We start from the raw sequence: 22,192 nt of genomic DNA, 5'->3' as shown, positions 1-22,192 counted from the left end.
ATGAAAACTACATTATCAAAAATATTGGCTGTCCTCCTGCTGGTTTTAGTGGGTTCCTGTCGCAAGATGGACCTTGAACCTTTAGGTGTATTGGACGAGAAGGCCTTATACGGAAATGAAGATGGAGCTAGGAAATTTGTTTCCGGAATTTATAGCCATCTTCCGATCGAAGACTTTGTTTACCACCCTGAAAGAGGTTTCCGTTGGGACAATTATTGGGTGAACTCCGATATCTTGGCAGCTGTATCCGGAGAGATGACCGGGCAGTTCTGGGGTGTTGCTGGCGCTCAAGGTTTTGGCTATTGGCCTTATGACCGTATTCGGAACGTCAATGGTTTTATTGCCGGATTGCCGACCTACAAAGAGAACTTTTCTGAAGAAGGATATAATAACATCCTTGGCGAAGCTCACTTCCTGCGGGCATTCTTTTACTTCGCATTGGTAAAGCGCTATGGTGGAGTGCCCATCGTAAAAGATGTCCAAGATCCGCAAGCGGATAAGGAAACCCTATTGGTTCCGAGAAACAAAGAAGCTGATGTCTATAAGTTCATCCAAGAAGACCTACAATTTGCTGTAGATAACATGTCCAGTACCTCTGAGAAAGGGAGGGCAAATAAATATGTGGCAGCGGCCTTATTGTCCCGTGCGATGTTATATGCGGCGAGCGTTGCCAAATATGGTTTCTACTCCAATTTGCAGGGCGATGCGGTAAGCAAAGGCTTTGTCGGTATCCCAAGACAGGAAGCTGAATGGTTCTATCAAAAAGCTTATGATGCTGCAACAGTAGTTCTTAATGGACCATATTCTTTATACAACAAGAAACCAGAAGACAAGGAAATGAACTATGTTGACGTGTTTATCGATGATAACAGTCCTGAAGACATCTGGATCAAGCAGTACAATATTACGGCACCTTATGGAACCCGCTTGAAACACAGTTATGATGCGACTTTGCTTCCCAACCCAACCTTTTCAAGTGATGCCGAGTCTATGGCATACCCAGTTTACAATATCGTTGAACTGTTTGGCGAATTGCCAGTGAATGATGCTTCAGGAACGCCTATCCGCTATACCGATCGCAAAGCCTTATATGCCGATGCAGAACCACGCCTCCGTGCAACCGTTTATTTCTCTGGAATGGAATTACGTGAGGGTGCCGAAAAGAGGAGCTTTGATATGTTGCGTGGGCTTTATGTCTCTTTTCCTGGCAAAGCTAGCGATGCGCAGATGGGTTCCAATTCAGCTCCTATCAACAGTGAAGCCAACAGGATCTTGGCCGGACCGAAAAATACCCAATACACGTATAAGGGAACCAAGATTGGAGTGACCGGAGAGCATGGTATGTGGAAAGACGGTCATGCAAATAACAGCCGTACCGGTTTCTATGTCCGTAAATACATCAACTACAAGATGTCCACCAAGGAGGTTAAGTTTTACAGCAGTACCCAACCATGGAAGGTAATCCGATTGGCTGAGATTATGCTGAACAAGGCAGAAGCGGCATATGAATTAGGCTTGTTGAAATCTAATGAAGCCTTGAAAGCAGAAGCTTTTACCTATATCGCCAAGGTCCGTGATCGCGCTGGTGCTAAACCTTACGCATACAACCCTACAGCTGCCAACATCAATAAATATGGTTATCCATTGGATGGCAACCTGCAGTTTATCCGCGAGGAAAGAGAAAGAGAGCTATGCTTTGAAAACCATCACTGGTGGAATATCAAAAGATGGAGAATTGCGGATGTGGAACTGAACAATTTCGTGCCGAATTCATTGATGCCTTACTTGGTATTAGATGAGTTGAAATACAAGCCAAACGGCGAAAGGATCAATTCTTACATCTTTATCAAAGAAAGGGAGCCTTGGAACAAGACCTTCAATTTTGAGAAGAAATGGTATTACGAACCTCTTCCAGGTGGAGAGCTGAACAAGAATCCAAATTTATATCCTCAGAATCCTATTTATTAATCTAATGAGAATGACAATGAAAAAGATATTCTTACTATTCACGGTGCTCCCTGCCCTTTGGCTGAGTTCCTGTGCAGATATCGATAATTTTGAAGCGCCCAATGCTACCCTTTCTGGAAAGGTATTGGACAAAACTACGGGTCAGCCCTTTTTAACTGGGCCTGGGGAATTTGCCATCCGACTCTTGGAGACCAGTTATGGCGAGAACCCTGCTCCCCAAGACCTTGCAGTGAAGCAGGATGGGTCCTTTATCAACAATAAACTGTTTTCAGCTACTTACTCCATGCAGCCTTATGCAGGGGCATTTTGGCCAGCAGATATTGTTACAGATTTCAAATTGAGTGGATCAGGTAACCAAGACTTCAATGTGACCCCATATCTGAAGATAAAAAATGCAAAATATGTATTGAAGGAAGGAAATAAAATTGATGTTTCCTGTACCTTGGAGGCCCCAATTCCTCAAGGATTGCCCCAGGTGATTGAGGTCCGTCCATTCCTGAGCCTGACGCCATATTGTGGTGCAGGTAGCCGCATCGAGGCCTATTACAAAGATGAATTTAGGATTCTGATCAATAAAAACTGGGAAGAAATCGGTAATATGTCTACTGGTATTGGCAAAGAAACCTATACCATCAATGATATACCTTTGAAATCCGGATACACCTATTACTTCCGTATGGGAGCAAAAGTTCGTGATACATTTGAAAAGTTCAACTATTCAGAAGTAGTTGAAATAAAGGTCCCTTAAGGACAGAATGGATTAATTAATAATTGCTAATCAATAAAATTACATGCTATGACATTTAATGTGAAAAGACTAAACATGGTCCTGCTAGCCCTAATCATCGGGATGTTCAGTGCCTGTTCGAAGACAACGACCAATCAAGAAAAGGAAGAACCCGAAAAACCTAATCCCGTAGATTCCACGGATGGCTATGACACTTCCGGTTTACTGTACCCGAAGTATGAAGGATTGGTGATGGCGGGCTACCAAGGCTGGTTCAATGCAGAAGGTGATGGCGCCAATAGAGGCTGGTACCATTATCAGGGCGATAACAATGTTTTCGAACCTGGGGAGACCAAGGTGGATTTCTGGCCAGATATGACCGAATATACCAAGAAGTATAAATCTCCTTTCAAGTTTGCTGACGGGTCTGATGCCTATCTGTTCAGTTCCAATGATGAAGAAACCATTGATCTACATTTTAAATGGATGAAGGATTATGGGATAGACGGTGTGCACATGCAGCGCTTCCTGGGCGAGGTAAAGCCAAGTAACCCTTCTGGCAAAGCCCATTTCAACAAGGTCCTGACCAGTGCATTGAAAGCCGCCAAAAAATATGGTCGCGCCATCAGCATCATGTATGACCTGAGCGGATCTGTGCCTGAAGACTTTGCAGCCTTGGAACAAGATTGGAAGGAACTGGTAGAAACCCATAAGCTTTATGACAAAGAGGCCAATCCAACTTACCTCTGGCATAATGGAAAACCGCTGATGTCCATCTGGGGAGTAGGTTTTAGTGACAAACGCAAATATAGCATCCAAGATGTAGATAAACTTGTAGATAAACTGAAAGCCGGTGAGAAGAAAATATCGATTATGTTGGGTGTCCCATATAACTGGCGTACGCTAGAAAGAGATACGGAACCGGACCCGGCGCTTCATGCCTTGATCAAAAAAGCAGATATCATCATGCCATGGGCAGTTGGCCGTTACAAGATGCACGACTTCAATCCTAATATCGTACGTGAAGACATGCAATGGGCTGCACAGAATAAGGTTGACTATGTTCCATTGGTTTTCCCAGGGTTTAGTTGGGGGAACCTACAGAATAACCCTAATATCTATCACGAGTTCCCAAGATTGAAGGGCGATTTCATCTGGAAACAGATGTCCAGTGCAATTTCGGCGGGCGCTATGTCGCTCTACGTAGCGATGTTTGATGAAATTGATGAAGGGACAGCCATTTTTAAATCTGCAAGAGAAAAGGATACGCCATTAAATGGAGATGTGTATAAGTTTGTCGGCATTGAAAACGACCTGCCAACAGATCATTACCTATGGTTAACCGGGGAGGCAGCAAAATGGATCAAAGGTGGAACCGGTTACACCGCCGAAAGACCTGTAAGACCTTAGATTTTTACTGAGAATAGCTGGTTTGTTAGTTATTATATAGATGGTTGGAAAGCGAGCGCAATGCTCGCTTTTCTTTTTTCTAGCCTATTTAATTTATCAAAAAAGCCTAATCAAATTATATAAATGTGTCAGCTATTGAGGGCTTTATATAATAAAAGAATCTTTTGAAAGCTCTAATTTCATACTTGTATCCAATCCATGGTACACTAATCGCACTGATATGAAAGCTTTAAAAATTATGCAGCCTAAGCTTTGGGTATTCCTGATGTTGCCCATGTTGCTGCAACTGATGTCTTGCTCCAAAGATTCCAATGCAAGTCCTGATAATCAAGTCCAACCTGACCTACAATTGGGCTTCGACACCAGTTTTGCCACTTTTGGAGACTATGTAAAGAGTGAGGACAAGGTATATGTGGACAAGAACCTAAGACAGGTAGAAAAGAGTAAGGCTGTCTACTACCTAAAAAGAGAGTTGCTAGGTAGGGACATCGTTCCAAATGATGATGAGACTGGCAATTACTGGGAAGACCGCAAATATTTCAAGGGGACACCGGTTCTGCTTTTCTTTTACGAATACTACCGCGTAGATAACAATCAATTGCATTTTGCCGTAAATGTTTCCGAGCTTGAAAACACCAACACCTACATGTTCCATGGCAAGGCCCTTTGGGCGTCCAATGATAAACCCCTGGCGCAGGGAGCTTATTCCATTGGCGAATTGGACGGCGACTTTACCGTTTACAACCCCAATGGCTCCGTAAAGGACCAATTTGGCTTTGATCGCGGACGCAAATATTCCAATATGCAAAAAGCCGAAGACGTCTACAAACCCCTAGTTGGTAAGTGGGAAGCCGTTGCGGCGCAAGACGGGAATTTTAAAATGGTGAGCCAAGTCTATGAGTTGAATTCGAATGGATCTATCAATTTCTATCCGATTACCTATCTTGGTTCAGGTGGAGCAGTTCCTGCATGGAGGCCAGTAGACGGCGAAACCATCAAGACCCTGGGTTCGTGGAAATATACAGGCCAGAGTTCAAATTCTGGAAGCATGGAATTGTTCTTTAAGGGAAATTCCATCATGAAAGGGACGCTCAGTATTGTTTCTGGAACTCAATTTAAACTGAAGCCTACTTGGGTGGATGATCACTTTAAAAACGAGAACTCCTTCAAGGAATTAACCTTCAATAAGAAGTAGATAAAAGGCAGTATTGCTAAGCCTTTTTTTGTCATAAAATAGGGGTTTCATTCGAGGCATATTCGAGAGATGTTCGGGAAACATCTGAGATTAGTATTGTTCAGTTCGGGCGTGGCTCGAATGTGTCTCGAATGAGTTCCATATATGAAACTAATTTTCCCAAAATATTAGCAAATTAGCAGTTTTCGGTTTTCTTTTTTAGCATTCCCTTTCAAAATCAGAATTCTAGCGCTATAAATCAGCTTTTTGTTGATTTATAGTTGGTTATGGTTTTAGCAGTTGCTAATATGTATAATATTTAGGTTGAAATTAAATTTATTTCATTAATAAAGCAACCGATTGCATAAAATACGCAAACGTTTGAGTGCTGGTAATATTTTAGCAACATTAATTTAATAATTATTTTAAACCAATCTAAACTTTATAATAATAACTGTTAATAATGAAAAAAAGGTTTACTAAGCAATTATTAGTAAACAAATCTTACCACTTAGCTACAGCTCTTATACTCGGAATCACCATGCCGAATTATGGATTTGCCGCAACGCCTAAGTATGACGTAAGCCCTTTGTTTGCTCAAAATCAAGAAACTGTAAATGGTACGGTTTCGGATGAAAACGGACCACTAGCTGGAGCCACCGTAACACTGAAGAACAATTCCAGAGTTGCGACTTCAACAGATGAAAACGGTAGGTTTTCGATCCAAGTACCTCTTGGAGAAACGTTAGTCTTTACTGCTATCGGCTATACAAGCCAAGAAAAAGTAGTAGAGTCGACTACCCTGAATGTACAATTAAGCACATCCAACCAAGATATTGACGAGGTTGTCGTGGTTGCTTTTGGTACCCAAAAGAAAGTGAACTTAACAGGTTCGGTAGCTTCCGTAACGCCAAAACAATTAGCGGAGCGCCCAGTAACCTCCTTACAGAATGCCTTGCAAGGGGTTTCGCCAGGTATTACGGTGATCAGTAGGCCAATGGCACCTAAAAAAGGAAACAATGCAACCTTAACGGTCCGCGGACGTTCAAACCTAGGTTCTCCAGGACCGATGTACATCATCGATGGTATCCCTGCATCAGGAGCGGAATTTGCGGCAATCAGCCCTGCTGACATCAGCAGCATGTCGGTGCTGAAAGATGCAGCTTCAGCTTCTCTTTATGGTTCCCGTGCAGCAAACGGCGTTATCTTGGTAACGACAAAACGTGGTGGTGGTGAACGTGCTATTATCGGATTTTCCGCAAACCAAGGTTGGCAAAGCACGACTTTCCTGCCAAACTTTGCTAATTCATTGGAATATATCGAACTGTACAACCGTGCCATGAAAAATGCCGGCAAGCAAACGATCTTTACCGATGATATCATTGAAAAATATAGATCAGGGTCTGATAGGGACATGTATCCGAATACCAATTGGTTTGACGAAATCATAGACCAATCTGCTCCACAAAGAGATGTTAACTTAAATGTCAATGCGCCAGGAAAATTGGCTAACTACTATTTAGGCTTAAATTATTTCGATCAAAACTCTATCGTTCCCGGAATGAAACAGGACCGTATCAACATCAAGTTGAATACACAAAGCGACGTGATTGAAAACCTATTGAAAATTGGAACCAATATCTCCTTCTTAAAACAGGATTACGACCGTCAAGGTGGTGAAATCAGTTGGGTGGAAATGGGTAGAGCATTGCCAATGACGGTAATGCAGCAGTCCAATGGTGAGTATGGAACCATTTCTAATGGTGTAACCAATGCCACCATCGCAAAGAACAACCAACTGAGAAATATCCAAGAAGCTGGACAGGGAAGAAACAGGGACAATTACTTGCAATTGGCAGGTAATGCCTCTTTGACTCCATTTGAAGGTTTCTCATTGGATGGATTGGTTTCCTTGAAATATACAAATACCAATAGCTGGGATTTCATCAACAGATTGGATCCATTGACGGACTTCTTAACGCAAAAGCCTTTACCATCTACAGCAGTTCCAATCAATGAGATGAAGGAATACTGGGGTAAACGTGAAGAATTATTGCTTCAGGCATTGGCAAATTATGAAAGACGTTTTGATGATCACTATGGTAAGATTACTGCCGGTGTGACCCAGGAGTCTAACACATATAGAGAAGCATTCCTAGGTCGTAAAAACTTTGTTAACAACGATCTAGAAACGATCATCAATGGTTCTTCTGCGCAGACTGACGTCAGTAGCGATGGAACTGGACTAGCGAATAGAACGATTCAAGATGAGTGGTCTATCCGTTCATTCTTTGGTCGTTTCAACTATAATTATCAAGAAAAATACCTATTCGAAGCAAACGCTCGTATAGATTATTCTTCACGCTTTGCACCAGAGGTTCGTAGAGCGGTATTCCCTTCTATTTCAGCAGGATGGAGTATTGATAAGGAGCAGTTTATGCAAAACGTGAACTGGATTGATGCCTTGAAATTAAGAGGTTCATGGGGTTCATTGGGTAACCAGGATGCGGTTGCAATCGGTAACTACTTCAACTTGATCAGGATCAGTTCGCTATACAGCTTTGACGGTGTGCCGGTTGATGGTGCTTTACAGACAGCAGCGGTAAACAGAGGAGCCCTTTGGGAAAAAGTATACCAATCAAACGTAGGTTTGGACGCTACTTTATTCAATGGCAAGGTTAATTTGACTGCCGAATACTATATCAAGAACACAAAAGGAATCTTGTTGCAACCTACTTTCTTGGCTACTTCAGGATGGGGAACAGCAGCTTTCTTTAACCAAGGTGAAACCAAGAACAAAGGTATCGAGGTTATTGCCACTTATAACGGACAAGTTGGCGAAGAGTTCAAATATTCGATCTCAGGAAACATCTCTAAGATCAAGAACGAAATCATCAACCTGGGTACAGGAAGAGATGAAATCGTGAGCGGGTATTACATCAACCGCGTTGGTGGATCAGTTGGTGATTACTATGGTTATAAATCAGCAGGTCTATTCACTTCTCAAGAGGAAATCGACAACCACCCTAGCCAAAAAAGTATCGCTGGTAACTCCAAGATTGGGGATATCAAATATGTAGACGTGAATGGTGATGGCGTTTTGGATCCGAAAGACAGAACGATCCTTGGAAATGATGTGCCTTGGTTCAACTATGGTTTTGCCGTGAATGCATCCTACAAAGGATTTGACCTGAATGTTCTGACCTATGGTGTTGGAGGTGTGAAAACATACTTTGAGCAAGAGGCTGCACATCCTTTCTTCAACGGTGGTAACATCAAAAAAGAATGGTTGCAAGGATGGACAGAGGAGAACAATTCGGCAAATGCACCATTCCCTCGTATCACATTAACTGGCGATGCTCAGCAAAACTATATCACTTCAGATTTCTGGTTGTTCAGTGGAAATTACTTCAGGATCCGTGCCATTACCTTAGGTTATACGTTCGACAAGAAATTGATCGAAAAGGCAAAGATGTCTAACCTAAGATTGTTTGCGTCCTCAAATAATCCATTTACGTTCATGGCGGATAAGAGATTATCAGATTATGATCCAGAAACAGGTTCAGGAAGAGCTAGCTTCTTAGGGGTGAAAACTTTCTCTATCGGTTTGAATGCTAATTTTTAACCAGCAACTATTAATAGAAAAATGAAAAGATTTATATATATCGGTCTATTTGCAGCCCTTACATTAACATCCTGTAAGGATGAATTCTTGGAAAGGATTCCATTGAATTCCGTATCGGAAGAGACCTTTTGGAAAACTGAAAATGATGTTTACCTAGCGGTAAACGGAATATACGCAACATTGCCAGGAGATGGCATCATTTACGAAGATGGCGCTTCTGACATTGCTCATGCTCAATACCCTTGGGAGAGCACTGCAACGTCCGTTTCCTCAGGGATCGTAAGTACAGCCCTGAATGCCGGCTGGGATTATGAGACCGTTCGTAAGACCAATTATTTCTTGGAGAATGTGGACAAAGCGACCATGGACGAGACCTTAAAGAACCGTTTTAAAGCAGAAGTTCGTTTTATGCGTGCTTACCGCTATTTCAATATGGCTAGCAAGTTCGGTGGCGTTCCATTGATCACAAAGGTCTTGGGCTTTGCTGAAGAGGAACTGAACGTTCCTAGATCTTCCAAAGATGAGGTGATCTCTTTTGTATTGAAGGAATTGGATGAGGTTGCCAAAATCCTTCCTACTTCTTATTCTGGTGGTAAATCCAACGAGAAAGGAAGAATTACAAAGGGAGCAGCCTTGGCCTTGAAATCAAGAATTCTCCTGAATGAAGCGAAGTATGCGGAAGCGGCTGCAGCGGCACAGGAAGTAATGGGTCTGGGCTATCAATTATTCAAAACTACGCAAGAAGCTGAAATTGACCAAAAAGACGATTACAGTAAGTTGGTGGATTTCGCTAATGCTGCAGAACAAGAGAAATTCAGATTGGCTTTGCGTAGCTATGAGGGGATTTTCCATCAAGCTAATGAAGGCAATTCGGAGGTTATCTTGGAAAGACAATATATCCAACAGGCACAGCCAAACTATTTAAACACCTATCTATTAGAAGGTGGTGTAGGTGGATGGAGTTCCTTGACGCCGACCCAGGAGCTGGTGAACAGTTACCAGAACTTCAAGACTGGGGAAGCAGTTACTGCGCCAAGTAACCAAGAGCGTGCTCAACGTTATGCCGATAAGGACAAAACAGCTTTCCTACAGGAATACAAGAACAGGGACCCTCGTTTCTATGCGTCCATTCTATTTGAAACGGCACCTTGGAATGCTTTGACCATCGATGGTGGATATAAGTATACGTGGGTGGATGGAGCTAGCAATATGTCCAAAACGGGCTATAACTTCAGGAAAATGGTGGATACGAAGGCAAATAGGGATAATCTGGACAACCATGCGAACGTGATCTTGATCCGTTATGCTGAGGTGCTGTTAAACTATGCAGAGGCAAAAAATGAAGCTACTGGCCCAGATGCAACAGTGTATGATGCTATTGACCAGATCCGCGAGCGTGCTGGAATGCCTAAGCTGGACCGTACGAAATACGCAAGCAAGGAAGCCCTTAGAAATGCAATCCGTCAGGAAAGAAAAGTGGAGTTAGCATTGGAGGGTATGCGTTATTTGGATATCCGTCGTTGGAAAACTGCGCCTGATGTGATGAAGAATATCTATAACCTGAAAAATTCACTGGCGCAAGAGCGTATCTGGGACAATAAATTGTATCTGATGCCTGTTCCTCAGGGTCAAATGGACTTGTCTTACGGCGTACTTGTTCAAAACCCAGGTTACTAAGAGTAGTCAATAATAGTTAATCAATAAATAATGCAAAAGAGGTGTCCAAACGGGCGCCTCTTTTTTTGTTGTGTAACGGTAAAAGTTTATCCATTAGCTATTAATTTATCCAATATGAAGGGGTTCGATATAAGAGCAGCAAGCTAGGCTAAAACTGGAATATTTATGCGAGTGACCTCTCTTCAAAGCACATGTCTATTATTAAGAGAATTTGGATAGCAGTTTGAACATTTATTTTATTATCACTATGGCCTTCCTGGAAATTATTGAACGAAATAAAAAAAGAAAAATAATTTTAAGTCAATATATGTTTAAACGTATATGTTTCAAAATGTCATTTGAATGTACTGTGGGAGTGCATTTGTGTATTTTTCTTAAAGGAAAATTTTGCCATGATTCGGGTGTTGAAATTTTCGTTTAACATCTTTTGGTAAGATTCTTGTGACAGGAAAGGCTGGTAAAATTTTACGACTTAATAATTTTGGGCCTATATTTTTATTGAACTTATAATAATGGGAGTCAAAATTCGTCTAGATAATAATGTATTGTAATGCTAACAAGAATTCTTAACATGAAAAAAACTATTTTTTCTTTATTATTATTTGCAGTTTGTGGTTTTAAATCAGCGCAAGCACAATTCTCTCGTCCCATTAGTATTGGTGTTGGAGCAGGGCCTACGATCAATTTGACCGACTTGGCGAATGTCGAAACTAATTTAGCGGGTCATATTGATGTGGATGGGTTGATTACTCCCTTTATTTCGGCCGGTATTCATGCAGAAAAAGGTGCTTTAGGCGGAAACGGCTATGCCAGTACTTTTAAGAATGATTACTATGCATTTAATGCGAATGCGAAGGTGCGGATTGGTCAGTTTATGAACCTACCGGATAATTATAGCTATTATAATCTCCAATCGAATCCTTTCCATAAAATCCTTGCAAATATCTATTTAGGTGCCGGAGCTGGAGTCGTGAAAAATAACATTAAAAATAACATCGATCCTAACTATGCTAATGCTGTTGTAGGCCAGGGTGGCGAAATTTCACAGGATTTGGATGGTTTCCAATTTGTGGTTCCCATCAACGTAGGAGTTGATTTTCCAATGGGTAGAGGTTTGTATGGTCCGCAATGGGCTATCAACTTGAACTATCAACATACGATCACGACCAAAGACAATCTGGACGGAGTGATCAACAGTAAACAAGATCACTATAGCTATATCTCAATCGGGGTTAAATATGCTTTGTTTCAGCGTAAATAAGCATTCCTAAATCAATCATTTTCAACTACTATAAAATAAAACAATGGAAAGTATGAATAGCGTATTCCTAAATAGAATATATACTGCAGCTTGCTTATTGCTTGTTTTTGCTATTACAGGCTGTAACTCTTCAAACAATTTTTACAAAGCCCCAAAAGTATCTGCATTCCGTGGCGGAAAATTGCCAGCTCCTCCGGGGATGGTGTATATCCCTTCGGGAACAATCTTGTTCAAAGGCTCTTTGGACAGCGGTAATGTGGGCAAGAACGTCAGTTTGAGTGCCTTTTTTATCGATGAGACCGAAGTTACCAACAAACAATACCGCCAGTTCGTAAATTGGGTAGCGGATTCAATCGCTGTTACTGATTACTTACAGGATGACCAGTATTTTCTGGATGTCGCAAGTGAAAGCGGCGAAGGAAGACGAATTAACTGGAAAAGGGTAAGGAGTATTTCTCCTATCTGGATGAGTTCAGACCCAAGCATTGCTGAGCGTATTGCACCCATGTTGGAAATGAAAGGTTCGACTAGGGCCTTGAATCCAGAAGTGATCAAATACCGTTTCTCCTTTTTGAAGACCAAGGGCAACCTGAAAAAGGAATATGTAACCGATACAGTTTCGGTAGTCCCAGCAGAGGACATTTGGTCGAGAGACTTTCCAAATGCCCAATTAACCTCCCTAGATGCCAATTATTTCACCCACCAATCTTTTGATTTTTATCCCGTAGTCGGTGTTTCCTGGAGACAGGCCCGTGCCTATTCGGACTGGAGAGGGAAGGAAATGATGGCAAACTTGATGAAAAACTCCTACCTGAGCGGTTTCCAACTGACATTCAGCCTGCCTACGGAAGCTCAATGGCAATATGCTGCGGAAGGTAAAATCGATCCTCGGGATACGATCGCAGGGACGAAGATGACCATTGATGGTAATGATGGCAAAGAGAAACTAGCGGTGAACTATAAACAGGGAGAGGGTACTTATTCTAGGGATGGTGCAACATTTACCTTGCCGGTAAAATCTTATACACCTAATAAATTCGGTGTGTACAACATGGCTGGTAATGTTTCGGAATGGACCTTGGATGCATATTCGCCCTCAGCGGTTGCATTTGTGAATGACCTGAACCCAGTATTGCTTTATGATGCTGATGAGCAGGATGCCGATGCATTGAAGAGAAAAGTTGTTCGTGGTGGATCATGGAAAGACAATGGTGAGCAGTTGAACAGCGAAACCAGGAACTATTCCGTGGATTATGAACCACATTCATATATAGGGTTTAGATGTGTGATGTCGGCATTCGAGTTGCCAACTGTACAGAGCAAGACCCGTAAGTATTAACATCAATCTGTGAACGATTTAAAGATTATTAAAATGAAAAATTGGATGATGGTAGTGGCCATGGCGTTTGGAATATCTCCAATAATGGCACAAAGTATCGATACGATACCTGATAGCACCGTAATTAACCAGACAGTAATCCAAATGCGGGATGATTCTACGATGCAATTACCGCAAGGAGAGGTCCTGTCTGACACGATACCAACAACAGATGGCTTTTACCAAGTAAACAACTTGGAAGATGCTGTCCCTTTTGCCTATCCGGAGGTAAACCTGAAGAACATCAGGTTTTACAAAAGGGTATGGCGGGATATTGACCTGAAGGATGAACGCAACTTTATCTATGCCGTTCCTGGGAACTCCTTGATGGAGGTGATCATGAAAGGGATTGAAACAGGTAAACTGACGCCGTACAACCCTGAGGATGATTCCTTCAAAGGAAAGCTTTCGGCAAGTGAGGGTATGGCGAGGTTTGCCGATTCGGTATTGGTGCCAATCTTTGACGATGAAGGTAACCAAATTGATTCAAGGATGACCTTGAATGAATTTAATCCGGAACGTGTAACCAAATTCAGGATCAAGGAAGATATCTTCTTTGATAAACAGCGAGGTCGTCTGGAGACTAGGATCATTGGTGTTGCTCCTTTGATGGATATTACCACTTCTTCGGAATTGGCGACTTCGGTAGGTTCTACACCTGCTTTCTGGTTGTATTTCCCTCAGTTGCGCTATAGTCTAGTCAAAGTTGATATTTCTGATCCCGACCGAGGTCTTTATGACATGACCATGGATGACCTGTTTGTGCAGCGTAAGTTTGCCAGCAAGATTGTCCGTGAATCTTCACCGGGGATGTTGCAACAGGCCACCTTTGCTGGAACGGACAGTTTGCAGACCGATAACTCCCAAGTTTTGGAAGACAAGCTTGACGCTTATAAAAAGAAATTGTGGACAACGCCTAAAGGGGTGAAAGCCGAAAACCTTGAAGGTCATGAACAAGACCTGAAGATCGAGGAAGAGCAGAAGAGACAAAAGGAATTGATGGAGCAGCAGCACCAACAAAGACAAAACCAACAACAACAGCAAAGTGAGCAGCAGTTGGAGGAATTGTTGAAACAGAGTGAGCAGAACAATCAAGAAACTGAAAGTGGTACCGAAGAAGGCAGCACTGAGGAAGGCTCTTCAACGGAAGAAGGAAGTTATAACGAAGAAAGTCAATTTTAGAATCCAATAAACATCCCACTTATAAAGGGTTAGCAAAATTTACATTATGAGTAGAAAGAAAGACAATTCAAGATGGCTACATGTTGCCATTTCTTGGGGAGCAAGTATCGTAATTATCGGTGTATTATTTAAAATCCTTCACCTAGGAGGTTCATGGGCAAATTACATGATCGGACTAGGGCTGACGGTAGAAGCAATTCTATTCTTCTTGATGGGTTTCAATCCTCCACCTCAAGAGCCAGATTGGTCAAGAGTGTATCCTGAATTGGATGAAAAGTTTCAGGGCGAGCTGCCAGTGCGATCTGCACAGGTGGTTAATGCGGCGCAAGGACCTTCTGCAACTGCAGCTTTGGATAAAATGTTTGCAGATGCAAATATTGAGCCTGCTACCATTGAGAACCTTGGAAGAGGTCTTAGGGATTTTGGTGAAAAGGTATCTGCCATCAACAGGATCAGCGATGTTTCCCTGGCAACGGATGAGTTTACCCAGAAGTTGAGATCTGCGACCAGCAAGTTTGACAACTTAGGTGTAGCTTTTGAGAAAGCTTCTGCTAACCTGGTAGCCATGGCTAATACCAACACGGACGCAACCGGCTATCATGAGCAAGTACAGAACTTGACTTCCAACCTTCGCCAGTTGAATACGATGTATGAAAAAGAACTTCGTGATTCGGCTTCTCACTTGCAGTCGATGAACCATTTCTATGAGAATTTAAGTTTTACAATGAAAAACTTCAATGAATCTTTGGATGATTCCAAAGCTTTCAAAGACGAGGTAAACAAATTGGCGAAAAACCTCAACGCACTGAATGCCGTGTATGGCAATATGTTGAGCGCTATGAACCAACCTCGCGTGTAATTCATCCAAGTAAAATTTTAAAAGAGAAATATGGCATTAGGAAGAGAGACGCCAAGGCAACGGATGATAAACATTCTTTATCTCGTGTTACTTGCCTTGCTCGCATTAAATGTACCCGATTCAATATTGGATGCCTTTAAGAATATCAATAACAGTTTGGAGACTTCAAAATCCAACGTAAATAACTCTGTCCAGCAATTGTTCGCAGCATTTGAAAGCACCAAGTTAAAGGATGAACCCGGCAGGGCAAAACCTATATACGACAAAGCAAAGAATGCGCAGGCAATTATCAACGACTTAAACCAGTACATCAACGGTATCAAAGAGGAGTTCGTAAAGCAAGGTGGCGGCTATGATGAAAAAACCGGCGACCTGAAAATGCGCGAGAATGAGGATATCGCCCCTAGTTTGATGATCAACCAGAAAAAAGGGGAAGAACTGAAAGAGAAGATCAACAGTACCCGTTCTAAGCTATTGGCGCTATTGACTCCGGAAGAACAGAAATCTGTTTCTTTCTCACTGGAAGCCAATGACCCTGAAAGAGCGGTGAATGGAAAGCGCAAATGGGAAGAGATCAACTTCGGAAGTGGTACGCCCTTGACGGCAGCCATGACCATTTTGACGAAGATCCAAACTGATGCCCAAAATGCGGAGTCTGATGTGGTGAAATTGATCTTAGGGAAAATGGATCAAGCGGTAGTGAACTTGGATAAGTTTGCTGCGGTAGCTGTAGCTCCTACTTCTTACTTAGTTCAAGGGCAGCCTTATTCAGCTGAAGTCTTCTTGACGGCTTCGGATTCCAAGTCACAACCGGCAATTTCGGTTAATGGAAATAACCTGGAGGTAGTGGACGGAAAAGGTGTTTATCGTGTTCCTACGAATCAGGAAGGGATCTTTACTTGGTCAGGTGTGATCAAGGTGAAACAGACTGATGGTTCGATCAAGGAATACCGCACCCCTCAACAGACCTATCAGGTATCAAGACCATCTGCTGTGGTATCGCCCGATAAAATGAACGTACTCTATATCGGAGTAACTAACCCTATTTCGGTTTCAGCTCCAGGTACACCTACCAATAAGATCAAGGTCAGCATGACTGGAGGTAGCATCAGTGGGTCGGGTGGAAAATACAATGTGAAAGTGAGTTCTCCGGGGACCGCAAGGATCTCTGTTTCTGCAGAGGTTGCACCTGGGAAAACCCAGACCTTGAGCACAACGGAGTTCCGTGTGAAAAGAATTCCAGATCCAATTGCGCAGTTTGCAGGTAAAACGGGCGGTGCGATGGCAACAGTAGCCATCAAAGCCCAGAATGCTATCTTCGCTAAACTGGATAACTTCGATTTTGATGCTTCTTTTAGAGTAACAAAATTCTCTTTGATCATTGCTAAACCGCGTGCAGACGCCATTGTCCTTTCTACATCAGGAGGGAAATTGAGTTCTGCCATGAAATCAGCTTTGAATGGTATTACCCCAGGTTCCCGCGTTATATTTGATAATATAATTGCCGTAGGACCAGACGGAACGCCAAGACAATTGAATGCTGTAGCATTAACAGCTAACTAACATAAACAAAGATGCCCGAGATTATCGGGCATCTTTGTTTTATACGTTGTTTAGTTGCTATTGATGGATCTAAATTCATTCGGGCTATTCCCAACGGCATTCTTGAAAAACCGGGAGAAGTGCTGAGGGTACTTAAAGCCTAGATCGTAGGCAATCTCATTGATGCTCTTATTTCGATCAAACAATAGATCTTTTGCTTCCTTGATTAACTTCTGATGTATATATTCTTGTGGAGATTTACCTGTTTCTTTTTTGATCAGGTCCCCGAAGTAATTTGCGGAAAGATGTAATTGATCAGCACAGTAGGATACGGATGGCATGCCCAAGAGTTTTGGTTTATCAGAGTGGAAGTACTCATCCAAGAGCTCTTCGAAGCGATGCAAGATTCCCTTGTTGACATGTTCCCTTGTGATAAATTGACGGTCATAGAAGCGCTCACAGTAATTTAAGAACAATTCGATATTGGACACGATGAGCTGTTTGCTATGCTTGTCCATATTCTGCTCCAGTTCATATTCTATTTTAGAAAAACAGTCCAAGATGATATTTCTTTCCTTTTCGGATAGGTGCAAAGCTTCATTCACGGCATAGGAGAAGAAATGTAATTCCTTCATGCGTTTAGCTAGACTTGTACCAGCTAACAGGTCCGGATGAAAGGCAAGGGCATATCCCTGGGGTTTATATTCTTCAGTTCCATTCTCTCCGATGACTTGGCCCGGTGAAATAAAAATCAAGGTACCTTCCTCATAATCGTAGTTTTCCAGACCATAACGCAGATCGCCACATTTGATCTTTTTCAGGAAAACTAAATAAAAGTCATACCTCATTTTTCGTAAGGTCCTAACATCAGCTTTATCCAGGTCAATTACACTGACCAACGGATGTAAGGTTTTGTTATTATTGAAAGCGTTGTATTCGCTGATATGGTCAAAGATTAGAATGTCCTGCATAGCTCCGATGTTTTTCTATTCGAAAATAACAATCCTAGGATGATTTAGTTCAAGGTAGCTATTCAATCAGTAAAAATGGTATTAAAAACCGTAGTAGATATAATGTGTATAGGCGAGGAGGATAAATTATGTTATTTTTAATTGACTGTTTTACATCATTCTGATATAGCACAAGCGATAAACATGGAAAGAGTTAGATTTTGGAATAAGGTTCTGGTCCTTTGCTTTTCGTTGGTTTGGTTAATCAACGGATTATTCTGTAAGGTATTGAACCTGGTACCGAGGCATCAACAGATCGTCGCTGAGATCTTGGGAGAGACCTATTCCAGACCACTGACTATTGCTATCGGAATTTCTGAAGTGCTCATGGCTATCTGGATAATTTCACGGAAATTTAGCAAGCTGAGTGCTATTGCCCAGATCCTTTTGATTGTAAGCATGAATATCATGGAGTTTGTTCTTACAGCCCATTTGTTGCTCTGGGGCAGGCTCAACATTGTCTTTGCATGCTGTTTGGCAGCGATGATTTACTACCAGGAATTTGTTCTCCAAGCAGATTTGGAAAGGAGGAACCGAATTGCTTAACCTCCAAAAACATCCCTTTGCAGTTGAAGCTTATTTTGAGAGCTCAACGATCCTGACCTTTGCCGTTGCTAAAGAAGAATTGGAAAAATATGTTCCTAAGCCATTGACACTGGATCTATATGAAGATAAATGGGGCTTTTTGACGATAGCAATGGTCAAGACCAAGGATCTCAGACCAAAAGGATTTCCCAAGTTTCTAGGGAATGATTTCTTTCTGATAGGCTATAGAATCTTTGTAAGATATCAGACCAGTACCGGTAAAAACCTGCGCGGGCTTTATATCCTAAAATCTGAAACCAATAAATTGAAAATGGAGCTCTTAGGCAATCTCTTTACCCGCTATGCTTATACCACTACTGATATTTCACAAAAAACTGAAGGTCATCATGTTGAAATACAATCCGATAAATCTAAATTTACCATGCTGTATTCAAGAAAAACTGATGGCGAGATGAAACTCCCCGTCAACTCTGTATTTCCCTCCTGGAAAGAAGCTCGACGTTTTGTAGGGCCATTACCCTTTACATTTGAGATCGATCAAACTAAGAACCAAGTGTTGATAATTGAAGGGGTGAGGGAGAACTGGACTGCTCAACCCATTGAATTAATTACCGCCAAATTTGATTTCATTGATCGTTTTAACTTTCGGCATATTCAACTCTCTAATGCCTTTGAGATCCGTGATGTTCCATATTATTGGAAGAAAGGAGTTTTTGATCTATGTTAACAAGGACAAATTTTCAAGGAGTTTGGAATATCGTACGCTTTAACTGGCATCAATACTTCATATTATTTGTTGCCGCTCTGCTGTTGCTTATTTGCGGGTCAATGAGCAGTGGACTGCTACAGCTTATTATCTTTGTTCTTGTTCTCCTTTCATTCGTGCAGGTTTTTGTCTCTTTGCTGGTTTCCTACTATGTATACGATCTTTCCGGCCTATATGAATTAAGACAGGTTGGTGGTCTAAATCGCTTGAAGGTCCTAAACATCAGTGCTGGATTTGATGAGACGAGTGACATACTGAAGCAGCAATTCCCAGCTATTATCTTGCAGAAGGCGGATTTCTATGATCCATTACAACATACCGAGATCTCCATAAAGAGGGCGAGAAAGGCTTATCCATCCAGTCAAGATACACTGATAGTCAAGACAGAAGAACTTCCTTTTCCAGAGGCTTCCTTTGATAAGGTCATCTGCATCTTTTCCGCACATGAGATCCGGGATACTAATGAACGGATAGCATTTCTGAAAGAGTTAGCAAGGGTTTGTGATGCTAGGGGCGAAATTATTATTATGGAGCATTTGAGGGATGTTCCAAACTTTTTGGCCTATAACATCGGATTTATGCACTTTTATCCGAAAAGCAATTGGGAGACCTGCTTTGCTACTGCTGGATTAAAGGTGACGGAAGAACTGAAAACAACTAAATTTGTCTCCATATTTAAACTTAAACCGAATGGAACTCCAAATTAAGATTATTGGTTACTTATTGATACTCTTATCCTGCATCCATGTCATATTCCCGAGGTACTTTGGTTGGAAAGAAGACTTGGCCCAACTGCAGCAGATCAATAGATCGATGATGAAAGTGCATACCTTTTTTATTGCGCTTACAGTGTTCTTGATGGGGCTGCTTTGTGTTACATCTGCAGAAGAGCTGTTACAAACTGAATTAGGAAGGAAGATTTGCTTAGGTTTAGGGCTTTTCTGGCTGATAAGGCTGTTTTTTCAATTTTTTATATACCCATCATCCCTATGGAAAGGAAGAAGATTGGAGACGGTAATCCATGTTATTGCTATTGTTTTCTGGGTTTTCCTTACTTACAGCTTTTTATGGGGATATTTTAGCCAAGGGGATTAAGAAAACAGCGCTTTTATTAATTCACAGATAATTACCAACTGCCTGACGTATAATTATTTACCTAAACAACTGTTGTTCAAACAATTTTATTTTTTTCTTGCATTATTAATATTTTATTTTTGTAAACTTGTAGCTACAAAATGAAAAACATCTTTTGATCTAACTATCAGTTGACAAGATTAGGAAACTTAATTAATACTGGGCATTATGGGAAGCAACAAGAAAATGAGTGAGGTTATCAGAGATTTGAACCTACAACGCAAGCTTACTTTCGCTATTATTTGTGGCGGAGCAATGGCAATGACCTTATTAATAACTACTGTTGGGCTTTTTGTTAAACAAGAAAAAACTTTAATACTTTCTGTTTTGGTGGCTGCGTCTATTTTAGTCATCCTTCCAGCGGTATTAAAGCTTATCAAACTCAATTCTATCTTAAAGTCTGGAATGGAACTTTCTAGGTCCTAATTCTAAAGATATTATTCCTGTTTATATCAGAAAAAATTAATTGGTCCAAAGCTAAGCCTTGGACCTCATTTATTTTACTCCCTCGGCAATGTGCTAAAGTATAAGGGAGTTTTACCCTCCATTATTTTCCCGTTTTTATCTGAAGGAAATAAAGTCAGGTTATTATTCATGTCATCCATTTGGAAGACAAAATAATTATCGCCTTTATTTAACCCTTTAATAGGAGCAGTACCCGCATTGATTGGAATCAATAAGGTGTTATTGTCAAAATAGCTGACCTCAATTTCCGTTTCCTCATTCAAGAGGACAAAATCTTGATCTTCTGCAAAAAACAGGTTCAAACCTTTATCCATATAGGAAGGATTAGAACCGTAAGTTGAGGGGTAATCAGTTTGGATCAAGCCTTTTCCTTTGACGGCATCAGATTTCTTCATGACCAAAGGTTGGCCAAGAAATTCTTTACTAAACTGTAAAGGAGGCGTGTCGGATTCTAACCATTCGTCATAAATGCTGACCTCAAAGGAGAATGGTTTATTCTCTTTAAAAACCAAATATGGCTCTTCTACATGGAAATCACCAGTTAGGCCCTTTATCTTTTCATCGATGAAAGTGGCAAATTGCGACTCATTATAATCAATATTAACGACGCTAAGGTCTTCCGGTTTATCATAATTAAATGAAACCGTCAAGGATACGGAATTGCCATTTTCTTGGATACTGATCTCATTATTTTTAAAGATGCTGAGCTCATTGGCCCAATTCAACTCCTTGTTCTTAAGTTTTTGGAACTCCTCTGTTTTCTGAACAGATTGCTCTTCGATGGTCGATATCAAGTTCTTTTGAACGATGACCACCTGCTTTTTTATAGGATCCACACTTATCACGGCCTTCTCTGCAACCAAGCTCGGTTGCTCACGCATAAAGAAAGTCCCAATAATGATAAAGAATATTTTTACCTCATTCATTGTATTAATCTTTGTCTTCTAAGCTGTTTAATAAGTTTTCGAACATTTCATTAGCCTCCTTAAGGATCTCTTGATTGATCTCCGTTGTACGACTGGTACGGCTCAATTTTCCTAATTTTTCAGATATTTCAATATAGGCCATGACCGTCTTATCGCCCCATAAGTAATCATAAATAAAAGCCACTCCCTTCGCATCCGGCTCCAGGTGTGCCGCCAGATCCTTGATCCATGAGATCATGGGCAAGATCTCCGTATAGTTTTCGGAAAACTGTAGGCCTAAGAGATACCAATACCCATCTTTATAGGCTTGTCTGGCAACTATATATTTATCTTCCAAGATATCCTCTAGAAAGTCTCCATTCGTAGGAACGATATAAGCAGGAATATTTTTGAGGTCCATCTTGGAGTGCATCACTCTAGATTCCCACCATTCCAGCCAATTACTGTTTATGGTACTTGCAATGGGTCTAGCCTTTAGGAAAGCATCAAGGTCTTCTTTCGAAATCCGTACTTTGATATATAATGAACATTGTTCAGACATA

General features: G+C 41.3%; 19 protein-coding genes. 16 read left to right on the top strand and 3 right to left on the bottom strand.

What is annotated here, in order from left to right:
• The 11 genes from RT138_RS12190 (at position 1) to gldM (ending at position 16,824) form a co-directional block, all read left to right on the top strand.
• Entirely contained in the window at positions 1 to 1,968 is a 1,968-nt protein-coding gene (locus RT138_RS12190) for a RagB/SusD family nutrient uptake outer membrane protein (protein ID WP_313190907.1), read from the top strand.
• A 16-nt stretch (positions 1,969 to 1,984) separates the two neighbouring features.
• Positions 1,985 to 2,716: a DUF3823 domain-containing protein gene (locus RT138_RS12185; RefSeq protein ID WP_313190906.1), complete on the top strand. Its 732-nt coding sequence runs from the start codon at positions 1,985 to 1,987 to the stop codon at positions 2,714 to 2,716.
• Positions 2,717 to 2,764: 48 nt separating this feature from the next.
• Positions 2,765 to 4,105 (top strand): glycoside hydrolase family 71/99-like protein, encoded by a 1,341-nt coding sequence (locus RT138_RS12180; RefSeq protein WP_313190905.1) that lies wholly within the window; start codon positions 2,765 to 2,767, stop codon positions 4,103 to 4,105.
• Positions 4,106 to 4,325: 220 nt separating this feature from the next.
• On the top strand, positions 4,326 to 5,300 hold the full coding sequence (locus RT138_RS12175; RefSeq protein WP_313190904.1) for a hypothetical protein: 975 nt from the start codon (positions 4,326 to 4,328) through the stop codon (positions 5,298 to 5,300).
• A 442-nt stretch (positions 5,301 to 5,742) separates the two neighbouring features.
• Positions 5,743 to 8,904, top strand: coding sequence for a TonB-dependent receptor (locus RT138_RS12170; protein WP_313190903.1), 3,162 nt, complete (start codon positions 5,743 to 5,745; stop codon positions 8,902 to 8,904).
• A 21-nt stretch (positions 8,905 to 8,925) separates the two neighbouring features.
• Positions 8,926 to 10,581, top strand: coding sequence for a RagB/SusD family nutrient uptake outer membrane protein (locus tag RT138_RS12165; RefSeq protein WP_313190902.1), 1,656 nt, complete (start codon positions 8,926 to 8,928; stop codon positions 10,579 to 10,581).
• Positions 10,582 to 11,152: 571 nt separating this feature from the next.
• Positions 11,153 to 11,842, top strand: a complete 690-nt coding sequence (locus RT138_RS12160) for an outer membrane beta-barrel protein (protein WP_313190901.1) — start codon at positions 11,153 to 11,155, stop codon at positions 11,840 to 11,842.
• A 52-nt stretch (positions 11,843 to 11,894) separates the two neighbouring features.
• A complete protein-coding gene (locus RT138_RS12155) occupies positions 11,895 to 13,181 on the top strand; it encodes an SUMF1/EgtB/PvdO family nonheme iron enzyme (RefSeq protein WP_313190900.1) in 1,287 nt (428 codons plus the stop codon).
• A gap of 33 nt (positions 13,182 to 13,214) precedes the next feature.
• Complete coding sequence (gene gldN, locus RT138_RS12150) at positions 13,215 to 14,402, top strand: gliding motility protein GldN (RefSeq protein ID WP_313190899.1); 1,188 nt, start codon at positions 13,215 to 13,217, stop codon at positions 14,400 to 14,402.
• A 46-nt stretch (positions 14,403 to 14,448) separates the two neighbouring features.
• Complete coding sequence (gene gldL / locus RT138_RS12145; protein ID WP_313190898.1) at positions 14,449 to 15,261, top strand: gliding motility protein GldL; 813 nt, start codon at positions 14,449 to 14,451, stop codon at positions 15,259 to 15,261.
• Positions 15,262 to 15,291: 30 nt separating this feature from the next.
• Positions 15,292 to 16,824 carry a gliding motility protein GldM gene (gldM, locus tag RT138_RS12140; protein ID WP_313190897.1) on the top strand — a complete coding sequence of 511 codons (1,533 nt, stop codon included), beginning with the start codon at positions 15,292 to 15,294 and terminating at the stop codon, positions 16,822 to 16,824.
• Between the two features lie 50 nt (positions 16,825 to 16,874).
• On the opposite strand, the gene RT138_RS12135 is transcribed toward gldM, so the two are convergent.
• Positions 16,875 to 17,774, bottom strand: a complete 900-nt coding sequence (locus RT138_RS12135) for a helix-turn-helix transcriptional regulator (protein WP_313190896.1) — start codon at positions 17,772 to 17,774, stop codon at positions 16,875 to 16,877.
• 183 nt (positions 17,775 to 17,957) lie between these two features.
• Here RT138_RS12135 and RT138_RS12130 point away from each other — a divergent pair, with 183 nt between their 5' ends.
• From RT138_RS12130 to RT138_RS12110, 5 genes are all read left to right on the top strand, one after another.
• Positions 17,958 to 18,359, top strand: coding sequence for a DoxX-like family protein (locus RT138_RS12130; RefSeq protein WP_313190895.1), 402 nt, complete (start codon positions 17,958 to 17,960; stop codon positions 18,357 to 18,359).
• Positions 18,352 to 19,086, top strand: a complete 735-nt coding sequence (locus RT138_RS12125) for a DUF2071 domain-containing protein (protein WP_313190894.1) — start codon at positions 18,352 to 18,354, stop codon at positions 19,084 to 19,086. Before RT138_RS12130 ends, RT138_RS12125 begins: the two co-directional genes overlap by 8 nt.
• Before the next feature lie 101 nt (positions 19,087 to 19,187).
• Positions 19,188 to 19,832 carry a methyltransferase domain-containing protein gene (locus tag RT138_RS12120; protein ID WP_313190893.1) on the top strand — a complete coding sequence of 215 codons (645 nt, stop codon included), beginning with the start codon at positions 19,188 to 19,190 and terminating at the stop codon, positions 19,830 to 19,832.
• Complete coding sequence (locus tag RT138_RS12115; protein ID WP_313190892.1) at positions 19,816 to 20,220, top strand: hypothetical protein; 405 nt, start codon at positions 19,816 to 19,818, stop codon at positions 20,218 to 20,220. Before RT138_RS12120 ends, RT138_RS12115 begins: the two co-directional genes overlap by 17 nt.
• A gap of 207 nt (positions 20,221 to 20,427) precedes the next feature.
• Positions 20,428 to 20,685 (top strand): hypothetical protein, encoded by a 258-nt coding sequence (locus RT138_RS12110; RefSeq protein WP_185212863.1) that lies wholly within the window; start codon positions 20,428 to 20,430, stop codon positions 20,683 to 20,685.
• Positions 20,686 to 20,759: 74 nt separating this feature from the next.
• Here RT138_RS12110 and RT138_RS12105 read toward each other — a convergent pair whose 3' ends face one another.
• Both RT138_RS12105 and RT138_RS12100 read right to left on the bottom strand, forming a co-directional pair.
• Positions 20,760 to 21,650, bottom strand: coding sequence for a hypothetical protein (locus RT138_RS12105; RefSeq protein WP_313190891.1), 891 nt, complete (start codon positions 21,648 to 21,650; stop codon positions 20,760 to 20,762).
• Positions 21,651 to 21,654: 4 nt separating this feature from the next.
• On the bottom strand, positions 21,655 to 22,191 hold the full coding sequence (locus RT138_RS12100; protein WP_313190890.1) for a hypothetical protein: 537 nt from the start codon (positions 22,189 to 22,191) through the stop codon (positions 21,655 to 21,657).
• Position 22,192: the final 1 nt, after the last annotated feature.

Origin of the sequence: Sphingobacterium sp. (assembly GCF_032065005.1) — a bacterium.
Classification (GTDB): Bacteria; Bacteroidota; Bacteroidia; order Sphingobacteriales; family Sphingobacteriaceae; genus Sphingobacterium.
This window is presented reverse-complemented; position numbering and strand designations above follow the sequence as displayed.

Excerpts from the sequence above, each read along its gene's own strand:
- RT138_RS12190 (WP_313190907.1), top strand. The coding sequence starts at position 1 with ATGAAAACTACATTATCAAAAATATTGGCTGTCCTCCTGCTGGTTTTA.
- RT138_RS12185 (WP_313190906.1), top strand. The coding sequence starts at position 1,985 with ATGAAAAAGATATTCTTACTATTCACGGTGCTCCCTGCCCTTTGGCTG.
- RT138_RS12180 (WP_313190905.1), top strand. The coding sequence starts at position 2,765 with ATGACATTTAATGTGAAAAGACTAAACATGGTCCTGCTAGCCCTAATC.
- RT138_RS12175 (WP_313190904.1), top strand. The coding sequence starts at position 4,326 with ATGAAAGCTTTAAAAATTATGCAGCCTAAGCTTTGGGTATTCCTGATG.
- RT138_RS12170 (WP_313190903.1), top strand. The coding sequence starts at position 5,743 with ATGAAAAAAAGGTTTACTAAGCAATTATTAGTAAACAAATCTTACCAC.
- RT138_RS12165 (WP_313190902.1), top strand. The coding sequence starts at position 8,926 with ATGAAAAGATTTATATATATCGGTCTATTTGCAGCCCTTACATTAACA.
- RT138_RS12160 (WP_313190901.1), top strand. The coding sequence starts at position 11,153 with ATGAAAAAAACTATTTTTTCTTTATTATTATTTGCAGTTTGTGGTTTT.
- RT138_RS12155 (WP_313190900.1), top strand. The coding sequence starts at position 11,895 with ATGAATAGCGTATTCCTAAATAGAATATATACTGCAGCTTGCTTATTG.
- gldN (WP_313190899.1), top strand. The coding sequence starts at position 13,215 with ATGAAAAATTGGATGATGGTAGTGGCCATGGCGTTTGGAATATCTCCA.
- gldL (WP_313190898.1), top strand. The coding sequence starts at position 14,449 with ATGAGTAGAAAGAAAGACAATTCAAGATGGCTACATGTTGCCATTTCT.
- gldM (WP_313190897.1), top strand. The coding sequence starts at position 15,292 with ATGGCATTAGGAAGAGAGACGCCAAGGCAACGGATGATAAACATTCTT.
- RT138_RS12135 (WP_313190896.1), bottom strand. The coding sequence starts at position 17,774 with ATGCAGGACATTCTAATCTTTGACCATATCAGCGAATACAACGCTTTC.
- RT138_RS12130 (WP_313190895.1), top strand. The coding sequence starts at position 17,958 with ATGGAAAGAGTTAGATTTTGGAATAAGGTTCTGGTCCTTTGCTTTTCG.
- RT138_RS12120 (WP_313190893.1), top strand. The coding sequence starts at position 19,188 with ATGAGCAGTGGACTGCTACAGCTTATTATCTTTGTTCTTGTTCTCCTT.
- RT138_RS12115 (WP_313190892.1), top strand. The coding sequence starts at position 19,816 with ATGGAACTCCAAATTAAGATTATTGGTTACTTATTGATACTCTTATCC.
- RT138_RS12110 (WP_185212863.1), top strand. The coding sequence starts at position 20,428 with ATGGGAAGCAACAAGAAAATGAGTGAGGTTATCAGAGATTTGAACCTA.
- RT138_RS12105 (WP_313190891.1), bottom strand. The coding sequence starts at position 21,650 with ATGAATGAGGTAAAAATATTCTTTATCATTATTGGGACTTTCTTTATG.
- RT138_RS12100 (WP_313190890.1), bottom strand. The coding sequence starts at position 22,191 with ATGTCTGAACAATGTTCATTATATATCAAAGTACGGATTTCGAAAGAA.